Genomic DNA, 15976 nt, shown 5'->3' with positions numbered 1-15976 from the left:
CCCTTTAGAATGGTAATGCTTTTCTTCTGTAATCCTTTGTATCTTTGAAAACGATCGCTCTGAAATTATTGAAGATACGTGATACAATCCGCTCGTCGTATGCGCCCTCTAAACGCTCTCCTGTAAGGTTTGTAGTAAAGATAGTAGATTTACCTTGGCGGCCATCGAAAACATCGAATAACACCCTATTAATGAAGTTTGTCGCTTTTGTGTTTGCATCCAATGCTCCTAACTCCGCACCTAAATCATCGACTATCAATACATCCGATCTTACTAATGTTCGTATGATTGAATCCTCGGTTAAGGAGGAATCTTTATTGAACGTACTTTTAATCTTCCGTAGCAATTCACCGACTGTAACGAAGACAACTGATATCCCTGCACCTGCAAGTTGATCTGCGATTGCATAAGCGAGGTGTGTTTTCCCTGCTCCGCAATTTCCGGCCATAATCGTATTGAACACCTTCTCATTGAGATAATCTGTTGCGATAACCTTTGCGATTTCAAGGTTCTTCGCTCCTTCCTCGCTAGTAGGTTGATAGTTTTCAAAGTTAGCCTTTTTAATGTTGGTATCTGCGATCATGCTTTGTTGATGGAATAAGAATTTCTGCTCGTTCGCTTGATCCGCTTCCCATTTTGCTTGTTCATGTTCCTGGATCTTCTTACTTTCACCTTCAAGAACGCATCTAGGACATACAACTTGTCCCTTAAAGTTCATCATTGTCATTCTGTGAGTTTCACAAGTATTAGAAGCCATAGTCATATTGACCCTTTTGGCTATAGCGTCTGGTACTGCTGCTATCGCTCTCTGCATTGTTCTTCGCTCCTTTTTTAGATTTCATTTGAATTGTTAACTGATCAAACTTTTCACGTAGCTTTTTAGGAGATAAAATGTTTCCTTGCCAAAATGGATCTGCTTGGCACCAATCAATAACATCTTTAATCTCTTGTGGTTCACGGTTATCCTTTTCACGCATTAATCTAAAGTCATTAGCCCAAGTATCGAAATTAGGCTCTTTTTGTTTAGGATTGTTACCTTTAATTTTTTCAAACAAATACTTAGCCCCGTTGGTGTCGCAAGTTTCAAACTTGTGACGGGAAGGTTTTTCTTTCTTCTTTTTATCTTTATCTTTATCTATATCTAATTCTTTATCTTCTTCTATATCTGTATCATCACGTGACGTCACGCAAGCGTCACTTTCTTCACCCTTGTTTTCTAGTGCTAATTGCTGTTGTTTCTTGCGTTCACGGTACTTTTTGTTTCGTTCTGCATTCAATTGTTTTACACGTTCTAACCCATCGATGTTCTGATGTTTTTCCCAATTCGAGATGCATATGTACTGATCATCGGTGACATCAATCATTCCAAACTGTTTGAATGTCTGTAGTGCAAGTCTTACAGTTGCTATCGGTCTATTAAAAAGTGTTGAAAGCATTTCTTCTGTGAAAGGAATGTTTTCGCTTAAAAAGATGTAACCATTGGCATTTGTTCTGCCCGCTTGAGACAACAATTTAATCCAAATGATTAGTAGTGTGTCTGCATCTGGTAAGCTTTCAATCAATCGAATCTTTTCATCTTCAAACATGCTTGTAGAGAGTTTTATCCATTTAACATCTGCCATTTAGTTCACCTTCTCCATGCGACATTCATAGGATACGTATTCTTCCATTCCACCGAACTTATATCCACCTTTAATATTCTTGTTTTCGTTATATAAAAAGTCTTTTCGTGTTTTATAAACTGGTCTGATTGGAGTAACATAGTCATAACCTCTTGCTTCTAAGTCACGTACTGCTTGCAAAATAGCTTTCATTGATCCGCGTTTTACTGTTACCTGGAACATCACATTTCCTCCCGTTCGCATATCGCAAAGTCTTCTTTAATATCCAATATCGTGTAACCCGGATAGCGTTTCGGGGTAATGTACTTTTCCGCATTCCGTATTACTTCACTTTTGTTTTGTACGCCCTTCCAACACCATGAAGGAAGGACGATTTTTGATATTTTTTGTTGTTCTAACATGGTTTCATCTCCTTAGTTTGCTTTTTTGTACTGATCTTCCCAACCGATTAATGTTTCTATTGCTTTAGAAGCAATCTGTGGGCTAATATCCGTTAAACTATCTGCTCCAATTTTGCTTTTTAATGTATCCTCAATTGTTAATTTCTCTGCTTTAGAAATAACCGCTACATGCGCTATTTTTGCGTGTATCATCTTCATTTGTTTCTCTGACGCTTTGCCATTACTGCCACCGCTCCCGGTGTTATGCTGTTTGTTTGGAGCTTGTCCACTGTTGTTTTTCTGATTAGGTTTGTTACCTTTTCCATAAGTAGCACCGTTACCATCATCATCTTCACCAGTGTTAAGGCTAAGGAATGCAGCTAATGAGTAACGACGAGCATATGTGATGCAACTTCCTACTGCTTGTGGATCGTTTTTCACTGGCTTCATTGTCAGTTCATCGCTTTCTAACCACTCTCCACTCTCGTGTAGAAGAAGCGTTTTTAATGTTACGTTCTGACCGTCACCACTTGGTATTTGCATGATGCTTAATCCGTGCTTAGAAAGGATTGGTCTAATTTCATCTATAATCGTGTCTAATGTTGCGTAATTGTTTTTAAAGAAAGGATTGTCTGCGTCCTTTTCTATTTTGTTAACTTCTAAATTGAACTTCACTAGTGACTTTGCTAGTTCAGCGATTGTTTCACTTCTATTCATTTATGTCCGCCCCTTCTGTCATGATTTCTAATGTTGAAAGTGTTTCTTCTATATCAACAATTGTTAATTTCACATCTGCTATACCTTCACGAAGTGAAATCTCATGTTCTTTTAGATTTTTCAACTTAAACTCGTAATCACTTAATTTACGTTTTTCGACTCCAAGTGACTTTTGTAATTCCTTTATCGCTCGTTTCAAAACGAAACCACCTCTTCTTGCTGACTTGCTTCATATACTCCCATAAGAGCTTGCAAACCGTATTCGTAAGCTACAACCATAGATGAAGCTCCAGGCCCATCGCTTTGCTTGTAGCGTTCTATTAAACTCATGAGAATTTGAATTTCCATTTCAATTTTGTTTTGTAGGCCCATCTCACTCACCTGCAACTTTCTTCATGGAATTTTCTTCAACAAACTGTTTAATGCACTCAGACTCTGTATGGATTGGATCACCATCAAAATCAAGGTATCCTTCACCGTAGTAGATTTCTCCAGAGCATCCGGCACAATAATCCATGAAGTTTCTTGTTGATGAATCGTGATGATTACCAATAACCATTGGGTTTTCAATCATTTTCCATTCCTCCTCATTTCATTTACTTGGAAGAAACAAATGTGTTATAATATGGGTACAAGTTTTTAACCATTTGTTTCTCCAAACCGTCTTAGGGGTAAGGCGGTTTTTTATTTTGTTTTAAGATAGTAACCATTCTCTAAATCTGTTAAAATTTAGTTACCGATATGTGTTACAACTGGCCTGTGCTTCTGTACGGGCTTTTTTGATGCTAGTTTTTAACTAGCGGATACATTGTCCTCACTCCTTTCTGATGCTTTGAGCATCGAAACATCCAGAAACCGTTGTTTAGGTGGGGGGCACCAATCACTTTAGGTTTTTATGTAGTTTCTGGACATTTCGACAAGCAAAGCTTGCCCATTTTTGTAAAATTGTGGTATTGTTGATTTGTAAGGTTGATAATTCGACTTTACCCTTATGAGCCTTGAGCCTTCACACTCAAGGCTCGTCCCTATTTAGCTAGAGTTATATACTTGTATGTTTCCTCAACCTTATCTGCGCTGTTATGTACTCCTCTAGCTCTCAAATCCTTTATGATCCACAAGATTTTCTCTCGTTCGTATTCATCTCGCTGTTGTTTATCCATCACTGTTCATCCTTCATTAACCTTTTGTCTATGCGTTCCATCAGATAAATGAATCCTTTGAATGCTATGACTGCCACCAGCACCATGCATAATGAGAACGTGCTTTCTTCCATCATTTACACCGCTTCCTTTCCAAGAAACTTATTAATGAAGTAAAGCTGACCTTTCCCCGTGATCTTTGGTGTGTATTTTGTGACAAACTCACCATCTCCTGATGTATGTACGTGTGTTTTAACTTCGAACAGTTTCATATCCATCGATTTTTGTGTTGGCTTGTTCACCATTCCAGTTTTGCTACAAAGGTAACCGTTCTTTCGTAACCAATCGAATAAACGATTCTGACCGATATTAATACCTTTTTGTTTCAATATTGTCGCTAGGTCTTTCACTAAGATTGTGTTTGTAGATACTTCAACTGCTTGAGCGAATGTTACAAGTGGTTGTTGCTGCAATACTTTTCGTTCAGCTTCAACTCGTTTTTGTTTTTCTTCTTTTAAGTTAGTAAGAAGGCCAATCATGAAGTCTGGATCAGTTACCGCTTTTTCGAGTGCTTGATCTGTCATGTATGCTCCGTGTTTTCTAATAGAAGGAAGTACTTCACTTGTTACCCACTTTTTGAATGCTTTCGCTTGTGGTTTTTTACTTTTTAAAATCGCTGAGTACAATCCTGATTCATTAATAACCTTCATTGTCTGACTTCCACCAAGGGTACTCACTTGGTGAGTGTCCTTTTCATCTTCATCTAAAAACCTAACCATGTTGTGGGTGTCTCTGTATTCCAGCACCTCTGCCACATCTTTCGCTAAAAACCAAACATCTTCGCCTTGTACCACCGTTCGAACTTGTCCGAACTCTTCATTGTTGAAAATTTGTAATTGATTCATTTTCTTTCCTCCTTTTATTCCTAGGTCAAGTCAACGTTCATTTATGTGACCTGAGGTCAAGTTAATGCCCTTTAAAAAATGACCTCATCCCACTAAGTCATCCATTGTTGTTGATAAAGCATTAGCTATTTTTTTTAATGTTTCAATCTTAGTTGATTTAACACCTAATTCTATCTTTGAAACCATACTCTCACTGATTTCTGAGAGTTCAGCGAGTTGTTTTTGTGTAAGTTTTTTATTCATGCGAAGTTCTTTTATGTAACTCCCTTTTATTTTCATCGGCTTCACCTCTCGATCACATTTTCATTGTACACCTGACATGACCTGAGGTCAAGTATTTGTTTTGAAATTTATTTTTCAAAAACAAGAAATGGACTAGCGGTCAAGTTTTATGTAGAATATATACTATAGTCAATGTAAAACAAAATCATTGAAATTTCATATAAAACAGTTATTAAAGGAGAATAAAATCATGTTACCTATACTATCCATTAGGATAAAAGAATTAAGGAAAGAAAAAAAATGGTCTCAGAAAGAATTAGGAGAGAAAGTAGATGTTAGTGAATCCTTCATTTCGAAAGTCGAATCTGGAAAGAAGCAGCCTTCAAGGGAAGTTACTACTAAAATCGCAGAGGTATTAAATGTAACGACGGATTTTCTGTTAGGTAGAAGCAACGAAGAGGATCTGAATGAAATATTAGATGTGAAATTCAAAGAAATGAAAGAACGCTTAGCTAATCTTCCTGAATCTCAACGTGAAATGATTATGAAACAAGCAGAGAACTTAATGGCAGAGTTCGAAAAACTAAATAATCAATCGATAAAATAGCCAAACCCATTACGAGGCGTGGCTATTTTTTTGTTCTATATTAAACAATAGCTCAATATAAGAATCAATTGTCTGTTCATCATTATTAGATACCTCAGCAGCCTGTAGTAAAAATCCCTTTAAAATTTCTTCTCTTGTCATCCCCAATATCCTCCAGTATTCTCATGGTAGTTTGCGAATTAAATCACAATAATTCTATAAAATCTTATTTTGAAAAATACAGAACTTTCCCCAGAAAGCACGAAAACGAACGCGAATTCTTTTTTATGTCCATATTATACCACGAAAGGCGAACATAAGTTCCTATTGTTCGCGCTGTATTATTTAAATATTTTTCCATTAATATATCCTTTTAAATTGATAGCGCTAAAACTCAAGCCAATGATGATATTTGGATTTGGAATTTATAGATAAAATAAAAAGAGAGCTTTCGCTCTCTTCTTTTCATTATTAATGATTAATAATAAGTTTACTGACAGCCAAAGAACTTATAAGGAGATCGATGGACGTCAACAAGGTCGTTTTTCTAAGCAAGTTTCCTTGTACGTGAAAATGCTACAGACCAACAAGAATATTCTATGATGAAAACGCGCTGTTGTATTTCTGTTGGTTTCATCATAAAAGAAAACATTTCCAATATCCAGTGGTAAAATTTTACACAATATTACCGAATATACCATTTTTGTCATTGAGGGCTTAGGCTCTCTTTTTTTATTTTTGTTCGACGAAATGCGACAAAAAGGTGTAACTAAATCTGTTATGATGATTTCGGAAATCTTACATTTTGTTCAAAAATTATCAGAAAAGGCGGATTGAATATGGAAACACTAGCAGGATTGATTTTTCTAGCTTCAATTGTTCTGTTTGTACTGTTTATCATTGCTATTTTCAAAAGAAAACCAAAGGCTAAGCTAATTATTAGTTCTATTGTATGCCTTGTTTTAGCGATGATCTTAATGCCAACAAAAGATAAAGAAGAGAAACCTAAAGCTAAAGAGACAACTCAACAAGCTTCCACAGAAGTGAAGGAAGAACCTAAGAAAGAAGAAATGAAAAAAGAGGAAACAAAAAAAGAACAACCTAAAAAGAAAGAAGAACCTAAGAAAGAGGAGCCTAAAAAAGAACTTTCTAAAGAAGGTGAATCTTCTAAAGTTAAAATTGCTGTGGGAGCTGTCGAAACTTTAGAATCAGTTGGAAATGAAATTACAAACGAAAAAGCACAAGGTGTTTTCAAAGTAGTTGAAATTTCTATTACGAATAATCAAAAGGATGCGATTACTGTTGACGCTAACAGCTTTAAATTAGTAGACAACCAAGATCGTGAATTTAAATACTCTACTCAAGCACAAACAACTTATGATATAGCTAATGGTGGAAAATTAGACTTTTTCTTAAAACAACTTAACCCTGGTTTAACGCAAACAGGAAAAGTTATCTATGATGTACCAAAAGACGCTCAAGGATTAGTTCTGAAAGCTCGTGGAGGTATGATGGGTAAAGAGATTAAGTTAAAAGTAGAATAAAAAAAGGCACTCAAAAGGGTGCTTTTTTTATTTTCTCAATAACCAATATAGATAAATATGGTAAAATGGTAATTGGATGGGAATTCAATTTATATTATTAAAAGTAGAGTGGTTCAAGTCGGAGGAAGACACCTTAGGGTGTCTTTTCTCTTTTTTTATTTATTTTTTTGACCTTACTTAAAACACACAATCTGATTTTGACTCGCCTAAACACTTATAACGTTAATTCATATATTAATAACATCAACAATGATATTAAAATGAAGGCTAGGTGAACTGAAAATGGCAGCTTGTAATGGCATTGCTTGTTTCTTATTTGGTATTTGGCCACCGGGAACTATAGTTACAATTACAACCAGATCTGGGCAGATTATCGGTCCGGCTTCTCTAGTTGCGTACTATCCATCCTCTTCTACTAATTGCCTGGTTATATTAAAAGAAGAGAATCCAATAACACCACCATCTTCTGACTTTATCTATATAAGTTGCGAAGACATAGAAAGTGTTAGTACCACTCTAAATTGATAAACTACGCAAAAAGTGGTCACCATATCAAAAAAAGAAAATGTACGTTTAGACACAATTTTGACACAAATTAAGATGTTTGGTGCACGCTAAGACTATTTTTCGGCTAAATATGGACTATTTGGCATTGGAAAGTCGATGTTTTCTATAATGTCAAATAGAATATTACATCAACTAATAGGATAAGCGAATGTAGTTTGTAAAGGTATACCTTTAAGGACATGACTTGTATCTTTATAAAATAAAGGTTTATTGCGTTTATAAATATGTTACAAAACATTTATAAGCGTTTATTAAATATCCATAACCCTTATAAATTCCCTAGCGTACAATTTTCTCGAAATGATATAGTGACCCCTAATTGCTCTCGTAAAAAAACTTCCACGTTTTTGGAACGGATGATGCTATTAATTTCATCAACTATACAGAAGGAGCTTAATTATTGCTGTTTTTTACTCCCCACTCACATAACTGTTCCAAAACAGGTAATAGAGTTTCTGCTTTATGTGTAAGACTGTACTCAACTTTAGGGGGAATTTGAGGATACTCTTTGCGTCTGACAATCCCATCTTCTTCCAATTCTTTAAGTTGTGAACTCAATGTTTTAAAAGTAATAGCTCCTATTTTTCTTTTCAAATCATTAAATCGAACTGGTTGGTTTTCTGCCAGAAGGTAAATAATAAGCATTTTCCATTTACCACCAATCACTGATATTGTATAACCAAAAGGTGTCTCTTGAATATTACCTTTTTCTTTATAGTCAGCCATACTCATATTTACACTATCCTTTCTGGTAGTACCTATCAAAAAAGTGCGTACTATTTTTTTGTTTGCGTTCATTTTATACTGACATTACTTTGAAGTAAAGGAGAGAAAAAAATGACTAATGTTAAAACCTACGATCACGGTCTTTGGGATCACGGTATTACCCAAGGTTACAGCGTCAACGACACTATCTACATTTCGGGGCAATTTTCCCACGATATGGAGGGTGCGTTCATTGGCGAGGGCGATATCGAAGCACAGACCCGACAAACGCTTGAAAATCTCGATCGCGTACTGGAGGGATTTGGTGTCACGAAGTCCAACCTCGCTTATATGGAGATCTATTTAACAAATGCGCAAGAGCATTTCGAACCAGTCCTCCGGCTGTTCAAGGAATACGTGGGACAACATCGGCCGGCCGGCAGCCTCATCGGCGTGACTTACTTGGCATCCCCAGAGCAACTGATCGAAATCAGCGCCGTCGCACACACCGACTAAGTAAACTACATTTTAAAATCAAAGTAATCATGTCAAGCTCAATTCTTTAGGTGATTATTGAAGTAAGCTGGGTGTTTTTGCCCTTATTTCCCCTTTCGGGGGATGGGCGTTTTTAAATCAAGACTAAAATGAAAAAAGAATAGAAAAAATAAGGCTCTTACTTTGTGTATATATAAAGAAAGAAAAACAAGAACTTTTTTGAAGAAGCGCCTTCGGCGCTTCTTCATCTAGCACGTTTTAATATCTCATTCACGAAGTCGCTTTTAGCATTGGTATATGCCGTACGGTCGTTATGAAATCGTTTTGCAAGCTCTAACTTCAAATCACCGTACATTTTGACCGCCTCTGGATGACTTCTCAAATAATCTCGAAACAAGATATGATGTTTATATTCGGCGCTTTCTACCATGCACACATACAGGTGATGCCAGGGTACGTTATTAGGGGGAATAAAAGCTTCCCGCCCAGTGGCTCCTAAATCGCCTTCATGAACGTAGCCAAGTGTCGCTAGCCTTTGAATGGCTAATTGAACATCATCCTGTGTAGACACGATTACATCCATATCCACAATCGGCTTAGCAGCTAATCCTGGAACTGATGTACTCCCAACGTGTTCTATCGTGATTACAAAGTCTGTTAGTACCGGAAGTACAAAGTCTCGTAACTTTTCAAACACCCAAACCCAACTAGGGTCATATTCTACAACTACAACTTGACGCATTGATATTTTCCTCCTTATCACCATTAGATTTGATCATACAGCTTTCCTTGCAGCCGCCTATTTTCATCTTTCAATCTCTTATTTTCGCGTTCCAATTCTTTGATTCGATCCCTTAATATTTGAATCTTAACATCCTTACTCTCATCGCTCATTTGGCGTTTTACGGCTTTTGGAGATTCGACATGTTGCTGTTTCTTACGAAGCATATCAATTCGTTCTCGAAACTCAGGGTGGTTGTACAAATAAGATTTGGATACTCCTGATTCAATGGATACTGTGTTGAAGTTAATACGCTCATTCTTCTTAATTAATTGCTTGATGGCTTGTTCAACCTTTTGAACTGTTTCTTCACTCTTTTTCTTTGCCATAGCTACGATGGCTTCTGTAGATCGTTTATGGTTCATTGTGAAGCACCTTTTTCTTTAGTAAGTTGGGCATCGAAGAGAACTTTCTTTGCACTGTCTCCCCGATGAGACTTGCCTTTGGCAAGTTGATCTCGAATCTTGATGAGATTATCTAACTGTTCCTTGGTTTTCTCATTGTAGATTGGGTAGTTTTGTGTCATCTGTATATGCTCTTCAACACGTTGAATTTCTTTCTCGAAGTCAGGCAGATTGTCAGAAGTGGTACAGAAATTTGGGCAAGTCAAGCAGGGAGTTACCACATAAGGACAACCTTCTTTTTTTGAAGCCAGACAAAATCCAAGAGGTACTCGTACAGCTTCAACATTACTACGTATGAACTCCCAATGGATTAAGTCTTCGTCCATATCCATTTCATTGACTTGGCTGTTATCCAAATTGACACGAAGAAGGGGACCTTTTTTCTCTTGTGCTTTCTCCCATTCTTTTCTTAACGTATCGTCGGCTATTTTAGCATAAGTGAGTGTCATTTCAGGTGAAGAATGAGCAAACCATTTCATGATATGAGTCAAATTCATACCTAGGTTAATCAACTCCACACCTTTGGTGTGGCGGAAAGCATGGTTTTCAAAGTGATAAATATTTCCGTATTGATCTACAATGTGATATCGTTTAGCCCAACGATTTAGAGCATTTTGAACAGCTTTTGCTATGAACGGTTTTCCATTTCTTTGTCCTTTTGTTCGAACAAACAAGTATTTCTCTGGATTATTTTCTACAGTTGACTTGTCTTTCGTTTGCTTAATCATCGTTTGCATAATGGTTGCTACATCTTGATCAATGGGAATACGATGGTTCTTAACATTGGTTTTTGGAATGTCTCCTTGCAGATAATATTCTCCATTGCTATTAGTAATTAAGCAGTTGTGGTAGCGAAGGTTCAGTATATCGCTTATCCGCCAACCAGTAGCCATGAGCAAAATTACGATAGGGATATATTCCTTATCATTCTCCTTCATGGGAGGGTTAAGTCTATCAGAATTCTGACTTAATATCATTTCTAACTGACTCATAACAGTGTCGGGAATATATTTGATTCCATTTTCATTTTGTCTTCGTTGTTTAGGGAAATCTTCTTTAAAAAACAAAGCAGAAATAGGTGTAGTAGGAGATTCATGGTGTTCCGAACGTTGAAGATACTCTATGAAAGCTTTTACTGAGTACAGGTATTTACCTTTTCTGCCAACTGAAAAATGTCCAAAACTCTGATTGAAATAAATCAAATACGCTTCAATATGTGATCTCTGTAAAGTAGTTAAGTCGTTCCAATCGGGATGATTCCTCTGTAAGAATTCTGTGAAGTATCTTATTCCCGTTAATTTAGTGTTTAGCTCTGATTGACTCAAATAAGTTATTGCATATCTAAAATATTTTTTCACCGTCTCTCTGTAAACAGTATGAACTCTATCAAATCGCAGAAGATATGCGGAATGGTGTTTGGAATAACGAGCATTCGGAATTTTCCTTACATCCCAGACATCTTTCTCAAATTCTATTCTTGTATCGTACAAATCAAAAAAGAACTTATAAACCCGAGTAAAAGCTCTGATATAAAGAGAGTTATAACCTTCAGAAGTTTTGATTTTCACACCAACATTAGTTAAAAAGATCTTGTATTTCATTAAACCTTTTTCATATGGTATTTCTATAAAACTACAAATTTCAGGGTAATACTTGTTTAACAATGCACTCAAATAGGTGAACGTGGATGAATAAAATACTAAGGTTTTAAGGGTTAAAACACCATTTATAAGTTGGATAACACAAAAATATTTAAGCTCTTGCCGAATGGAAAGAGAAAACGGTGTAAAATCTATTCTTTTTTTCTCCCCAGACCAAGAATCTCCACCCCCATATGTTTCGAAGAAACTATCCTTTACGTTCCACATATCATTCATCCACTATCCCTGTAATCGCTTCAGCATCTCTGCTTTTTTTTCTGATGCAATTTTCGGTTGATAGGCAACACTACTTGTCATATCTATGATTCCCCTTGCTGTTCTTTCTTGAGCTTCATCGCTTTCTCCCAATCTTCTCGTATATCTTCTTCAGTAGGATGCACATACATTTGCATCGTGGTTTGTACGTGAGTGTGTCCAGCACGCTTTTGAAGCGTTTCAGGTCTCATTTCTCCTGTCTTCCATAACTCCGTTATGTTAGTATGTCGGAGCATATGAGGAGTCACCTTGATTTCAGTTTTGGCTTCTAGACGTTTGAAGAGTGCCTGTACACTCTGGTAATCAAGGGGTTGTCCTTTTTGATCGCCTGTTAACTTGATAAAAATGAAGTCTGTATATACTTCGTCTGTATGAATTTCCAAAATGTACCTACGGTACAAATCAGCCAATTCCCTTGAAATATCAAGAGTACGGGGACTGCAGACGGTCTTAATCTCTGCTCCATTGACTAATTCTCCACGATCTCGTATATGTACTTTCTTAGTCGCAGGGACAACATCAGACAAATGAAGGGATAGGGCTTCTCCAATCCTCATTCCTGTTTCATACAAGAGAACTAATAGGAATTTGTCTCTGATGTTACTGCAAGCATCAATTAGAGTTTGCACTTGATCGAATGAAAGTACCTTTAATCTCTCTTTGGGAACCTTAAGTTTGAGTATCTTTATGTCTTTTGTTTTATTCTTGAGTGTATGATGAAGGAAACCCTTAAAACTGCTCCTCGAAGCTGATACTTGCCTTTTGAGGCGTTCTGACAAGTTCATGGAATAATCTTCATGCCTCATGATGTAGTCATAAAAAGCATATACTTTGTCTAAGTAAATGTTGATTGATCTAGCCTTGCGCTTCTGCGAAGCGTTATGAATACCTGTTACTTTCACATGCTGGAATGGGTTCTGAAGCCATCGAACAAACTCTGCTAGCTCATCAATCCCCACATCTGTATACGACATTTCCTTTTGTTCCAGGAACTCAAAATATAGTTTCAGTGCATAACAGTAAGAGCGAAGCGTATTACGGGCTGTGCCTGTATTGTCTTTGTACTTCAGGAACTTCATCACGGGCATAACAATTTCTCCATACTGATCTACCAACATGTATCGTATTTTATTATCAGATGTAATCACTTGCTCAACTCTCACAAACTATCCCCCTCCCAAAACATATATTCTTACAATACTTTGTTTATTATGTTTCTTCAATATGGATATCTAATCAATGAAGAAATAAAAAAGAGATATTCTCCTTCTTAAAATACGTTGAGGAATATCTCTAATTATAGTCTTGTTTTAAAATTACCCAATAAAGTGGAACACCTTATGGTGTCTTTTCTTTTATTTCTTAAGGGACCTGCTCATTCATCATTAAAAAGCATAAGGTAATGTAAACCGTTAAAACACATTGGCATCCCAGTTAATACCCTCTTACTTAAGGAGGAATTATTATGGGTTTTGGAGGTAGTTGTGGCGGCTTTGGTGGTGGATTTGCTTTACTAATTGTGCTGTTCATCCTGCTAATTATCATTGGTTGCAGCTGTTGGGGTGGCGGATTCGGCGGAGCTTGCTAAAAACAATTAGAAAAGGCACTCAATGAGTGTCTTTTCTTTATGAAAAAATCCCCACACGATGTGCAGGGATCAAGAGCGAATGTACTCATATATTACAGCAACACTCCTCCACTAACAAAACAGTAAAATCTTATTTCCGCCCTGATAAAATACAGTTTTATTATATAATTTCACGTACTATATCTGATTGATAAAACCAAATTCCACAATAAGGAAGATTCCAACCAACCGTCCCTTATCCTCTAGCTAAATCAATGTTAATTCTCTTATTTATTCCTCTATCTAAGACAGTGTGTTTTAAAGTAGTACAATACCTTATATTTTTCATCTTTTATTCGTAATTAGTCTTGACTGAAGATCTTGAGGGTTTTTATCATGCCGCAGCGAAGTTAGGAAAACGGCTGGTTGGCAGATTTATCCCCTATGCTGAAAGAATACAAAAAGTAATCAATCAGAATAGAAAGGATAAGCGTCTTCGGTTAATACCATGCCTTGCTTTGTCAGTGTTCCGTATGTATAGACCCTATTCACTTAATGACTTTCGCCATATGCACCCTTTTTCGTAGGCTTGTCCTCACAATATCGTCCCTATGTGACAAGCTGAATACACTCCCTAGCGCCGTAACGCTAACGATAACCGTCCGAACCTTTTAGACTAAACGCCTAGGTAAGTTCTCACCTACCCCCACCGAATGAATAGGAATCCAATGAGGGGTGCTGTTTTTGTAGGCGTATACTCTGTACCCCCTGCACGACCAACAGCAAGCCACGCCGTAACACGTTCCCGCTAAATGTATGGCAGCACGGAATTACGGCTTATCAGTTTTTATTAACGTGGTTTCAGGCAATTCCACGCGAATAGAAAACAAAAAAGGCATCTCCACTCCTAAATGACCTGTACATTCACAAGACTTCTAGGTTTAGAGATGCCCTATATATCTTTTTGACTATAAAAAACATTTACTAGTTGAATTTTAGTCAAATCATAGATAAAATGGGTATATCAAAGAAGCCTCGTGAAAAGGCATAATTGTTTAAGGATAGTGATGGTACACTACTTAAACGGAAATCCCGTCTGGTTAAACAGGTTATATCTAGCCAAGTGGTGGTACACTAGCTAGAATCAGTCATTCCCGCTAAAGGTTGGTAGCCGATAGCGAATGGGAGTGGCTTTTTTGTTTTCCATTCATATTCAATTGTTCTATCTATTTATGTTCATTTGAATTATCAAATTATGTTTTGTTTTGTAGAATGATGCTTGTTGGTTATTACGTTACAACAAGTTTTTTTCTTTGTAAATGCCTCTATAACCCGTAATATTTCCCTCTACTTAAAAATGAAATTTCATTTTTATACTTTTATAATTTTATACTTTTATAAAAATCTAGTTTTTCAAAAACAGAATGATATATTTTTTATAAATTTATACTTTTATAAAAGTATAAATTTATATTTTTATAAAAAACACGCTAATAAAGCCTGATAATATAACCTTTTCAAAATCGGTTTTTAAAAACATCATCTATTTATAGATTAATAGTAAACTTTTTATAAAAGTATAAAAGTATAAAATTATACTTTACCGTCGGTTTGTTGTGGTATAAAATCAAATTATAAATTTATAAAAGTATAAAAAAACTTTTTTTTACGAGGTGACGGAAAATGTGCAAGGTTATCACAACTGGGAACTTCAAAGGTGGGGTCGGCAAGACTACCAATGCTGTAATGTTAGCTTATACATTCGCGAAACAAGGAAAGAAAACTTTATTAGTAGATTTAGATCCACAAGCAAATGCGACTGATTTACTATTCAATACAATGAAAAAAGTCCATTCAATCGAACCGGAATTCAAAAGAACATTAGCTATGGCTCTTATAGATGCGAACTTACAAAGTGCGTTGATTAATGTACTGCCTAACTTAGACTTGCTTCCATCTTACGAGGATTTACAAACATATGAGAAGTTCCTATTCAGAAATTTTGAGGATGACTTCTCACAAGATACTTATTTCGCAAAACAGTTAAGTACAATCAAAGAAAATTATGATTACATTTTTATTGATGTACCACCACAATTAAATAAATTTGCAGACAGCGCATTAGTCGCTAGTGACTATGTTATGGTCATTTTACAAACACAAGAAAGATCACTAAAAGGTGCTCAAAAATACATTGAACATGTATTTTCGTTAGCGGATGACTACAATTTGCCATTAGAAATTATTGGAGCATTACCTGTACTGATGCAAAACGGTAATGAAATTGACAAGGATATCCTTCAAGAAGCCGAAGAGATTTTTGGTAAAGCTAATGTGTTCAGCAATATCATTAAACAGATGGCTCGTTTAAAGAGATTTGACAGAACGGGAATCACTTATAATTTGAAAGATGTGCATGATAAAAA

At 36.2% G+C, this 15976-nt stretch carries 23 protein-coding genes and 1 pseudogene; 7 read left to right on the top strand and 17 right to left on the bottom strand.

Going from position 1 to position 15976, the window contains the following annotated elements:
- Positions 1–4: 4 nt before the first annotated feature.
- From ACM6HU_RS16345 to ACM6HU_RS16295, 11 genes are all read right to left on the bottom strand, one after another.
- On the bottom strand, positions 5–763 hold the full coding sequence (locus ACM6HU_RS16345) for an ATP-binding protein (protein WP_414848320.1): 759 nt from the start codon (positions 761–763) through the stop codon (positions 5–7).
- Positions 747–1622 carry a phage replisome organizer N-terminal domain-containing protein gene (locus tag ACM6HU_RS16340; RefSeq protein WP_414848272.1) on the bottom strand — a complete coding sequence of 292 codons (876 nt, stop codon included), beginning with the start codon at positions 1620–1622 and terminating at the stop codon, positions 747–749. The genes ACM6HU_RS16345 and ACM6HU_RS16340 overlap by 17 nt, the downstream gene beginning before the upstream one ends.
- Positions 1623–1844: a hypothetical protein gene (locus ACM6HU_RS16335; RefSeq protein WP_098206419.1), complete on the bottom strand. Its 222-nt coding sequence runs from the start codon at positions 1842–1844 to the stop codon at positions 1623–1625.
- Positions 1844–2023, bottom strand: coding sequence for a hypothetical protein (locus ACM6HU_RS16330; protein ID WP_414848271.1), 180 nt, complete (start codon positions 2021–2023; stop codon positions 1844–1846). Before ACM6HU_RS16330 ends, ACM6HU_RS16335 begins: the two co-directional genes overlap by 1 nt.
- Positions 2024–2035: 12 nt before the next feature.
- A complete protein-coding gene (locus ACM6HU_RS16325) occupies positions 2036–2719 on the bottom strand; it encodes an ERF family protein (protein ID WP_414848270.1) in 684 nt (227 codons plus the stop codon).
- A complete protein-coding gene (locus tag ACM6HU_RS16320; protein WP_414848269.1) occupies positions 2712–2918 on the bottom strand; it encodes a hypothetical protein in 207 nt (68 codons plus the stop codon). Before ACM6HU_RS16320 ends, ACM6HU_RS16325 begins: the two co-directional genes overlap by 8 nt.
- Positions 2915–3091 carry a hypothetical protein gene (locus ACM6HU_RS16315; RefSeq protein WP_414848268.1) on the bottom strand — a complete coding sequence of 59 codons (177 nt, stop codon included), beginning with the start codon at positions 3089–3091 and terminating at the stop codon, positions 2915–2917. The genes ACM6HU_RS16320 and ACM6HU_RS16315 overlap by 4 nt, the downstream gene beginning before the upstream one ends.
- Before the next feature lies 1 nt (position 3092).
- Positions 3093–3293 carry a hypothetical protein gene (locus ACM6HU_RS16310; protein ID WP_414848267.1) on the bottom strand — a complete coding sequence of 67 codons (201 nt, stop codon included), beginning with the start codon at positions 3291–3293 and terminating at the stop codon, positions 3093–3095.
- 451 nt (positions 3294–3744) lie between these two features.
- Positions 3745–3879 carry a hypothetical protein gene (locus ACM6HU_RS16305; protein ID WP_414848266.1) on the bottom strand — a complete coding sequence of 45 codons (135 nt, stop codon included), beginning with the start codon at positions 3877–3879 and terminating at the stop codon, positions 3745–3747.
- A 116-nt stretch (positions 3880–3995) separates the two neighbouring features.
- The gene (locus tag ACM6HU_RS16300) at positions 3996–4763 is read right to left on the bottom strand and encodes a phage antirepressor (RefSeq protein WP_414848265.1); all 768 of its coding nucleotides are present in this window, start codon (positions 4761–4763) and stop codon (positions 3996–3998) included.
- A gap of 84 nt (positions 4764–4847) precedes the next feature.
- Positions 4848–5042, bottom strand: a complete 195-nt coding sequence (locus ACM6HU_RS16295) for a helix-turn-helix domain-containing protein (RefSeq protein ID WP_098125396.1) — start codon at positions 5040–5042, stop codon at positions 4848–4850.
- Between the two features lie 193 nt (positions 5043–5235).
- On the opposite strand from ACM6HU_RS16295, the gene ACM6HU_RS16290 reads away from it, so the two are divergent.
- Positions 5236–5592 carry a helix-turn-helix domain-containing protein gene (locus ACM6HU_RS16290; RefSeq protein ID WP_414848264.1) on the top strand — a complete coding sequence of 119 codons (357 nt, stop codon included), beginning with the start codon at positions 5236–5238 and terminating at the stop codon, positions 5590–5592.
- A gap of 9 nt (positions 5593–5601) precedes the next feature.
- Here ACM6HU_RS16290 and ACM6HU_RS16285 read toward each other — a convergent pair whose 3' ends face one another.
- On the bottom strand, positions 5602–5733 hold the full coding sequence (locus ACM6HU_RS16285) for a hypothetical protein (RefSeq protein WP_257151293.1): 132 nt from the start codon (positions 5731–5733) through the stop codon (positions 5602–5604).
- Positions 5734–6060: 327 nt separating this feature from the next.
- Here ACM6HU_RS16285 and ACM6HU_RS16280 point away from each other — a divergent pair.
- From ACM6HU_RS16280 to ACM6HU_RS16270, 3 genes and pseudogenes are all read left to right on the top strand, one after another.
- Positions 6061–6174: pseudogene (locus ACM6HU_RS16280) on the top strand (XRE family transcriptional regulator); the annotation flags it as partial.
- A gap of 236 nt (positions 6175–6410) precedes the next feature.
- Positions 6411–7115, top strand: a complete 705-nt coding sequence (locus ACM6HU_RS16275) for a DUF4352 domain-containing protein (RefSeq protein ID WP_414848263.1) — start codon at positions 6411–6413, stop codon at positions 7113–7115.
- A gap of 282 nt (positions 7116–7397) precedes the next feature.
- Positions 7398–7640 carry a CGEA protein gene (locus ACM6HU_RS16270; RefSeq protein ID WP_414848262.1) on the top strand — a complete coding sequence of 81 codons (243 nt, stop codon included), beginning with the start codon at positions 7398–7400 and terminating at the stop codon, positions 7638–7640.
- A gap of 435 nt (positions 7641–8075) precedes the next feature.
- Here ACM6HU_RS16270 and ACM6HU_RS16265 read toward each other — a convergent pair whose 3' ends face one another.
- Positions 8076–8414, bottom strand: coding sequence for a winged helix-turn-helix transcriptional regulator (locus ACM6HU_RS16265; protein WP_414848261.1), 339 nt, complete (start codon positions 8412–8414; stop codon positions 8076–8078).
- Positions 8415–8519: 105 nt separating this feature from the next.
- Here ACM6HU_RS16265 and ACM6HU_RS16260 point away from each other — a divergent pair, with 105 nt between their 5' ends.
- Positions 8520–8903 (top strand): RidA family protein, encoded by a 384-nt coding sequence (locus ACM6HU_RS16260; RefSeq protein ID WP_414848260.1) that lies wholly within the window; start codon positions 8520–8522, stop codon positions 8901–8903.
- A gap of 223 nt (positions 8904–9126) precedes the next feature.
- Here the strand turns inward: ACM6HU_RS16260 and ACM6HU_RS16255 are convergent, their stop codons facing one another.
- The 4 genes from ACM6HU_RS16255 to ACM6HU_RS16240 all read right to left on the bottom strand — a co-directional run bounded on the left by ACM6HU_RS16255 (position 9127) and on the right by ACM6HU_RS16240 (position 13146).
- Complete coding sequence (locus ACM6HU_RS16255; RefSeq protein WP_098116872.1) at positions 9127–9624, bottom strand: GrpB family protein; 498 nt, start codon at positions 9622–9624, stop codon at positions 9127–9129.
- 23 nt (positions 9625–9647) lie between these two features.
- Positions 9648–10028, bottom strand: coding sequence for a DUF6262 family protein (locus ACM6HU_RS16250; protein WP_098116873.1), 381 nt, complete (start codon positions 10026–10028; stop codon positions 9648–9650).
- On the bottom strand, positions 10025–11944 hold the full coding sequence (locus ACM6HU_RS16245; protein ID WP_414848259.1) for a tyrosine-type recombinase/integrase: 1920 nt from the start codon (positions 11942–11944) through the stop codon (positions 10025–10027). The genes ACM6HU_RS16250 and ACM6HU_RS16245 overlap by 4 nt, the downstream gene beginning before the upstream one ends.
- 83 nt (positions 11945–12027) lie before the next feature.
- On the bottom strand, positions 12028–13146 hold the full coding sequence (locus ACM6HU_RS16240) for a tyrosine-type recombinase/integrase (RefSeq protein WP_098116875.1): 1119 nt from the start codon (positions 13144–13146) through the stop codon (positions 12028–12030).
- A 302-nt stretch (positions 13147–13448) separates the two neighbouring features.
- Between ACM6HU_RS16240 and ACM6HU_RS16235 the strand changes: the two genes are divergently transcribed.
- Complete coding sequence (locus tag ACM6HU_RS16235; RefSeq protein ID WP_081811100.1) at positions 13449–13571, top strand: YjcZ family sporulation protein; 123 nt, start codon at positions 13449–13451, stop codon at positions 13569–13571.
- A gap of 1662 nt (positions 13572–15233) precedes the next feature.
- Positions 15234–15976: ParA family protein (locus ACM6HU_RS16230; protein WP_414848258.1), on the top strand; the 743-nt coding region annotated here is incomplete at its 3' end.

Origin of the sequence: Bacillus sp. IT-79MI2 (assembly GCF_949768135.1) — a bacterium.
Lineage (GTDB): Bacteria > Bacillota > Bacilli > Bacillales > Bacillaceae_G > Bacillus_A > Bacillus_A pseudomycoides.
The sequence above is the reverse complement of the archived record's forward strand: the minus strand, read 5'-3'. Positions and strand labels throughout refer to the sequence as shown.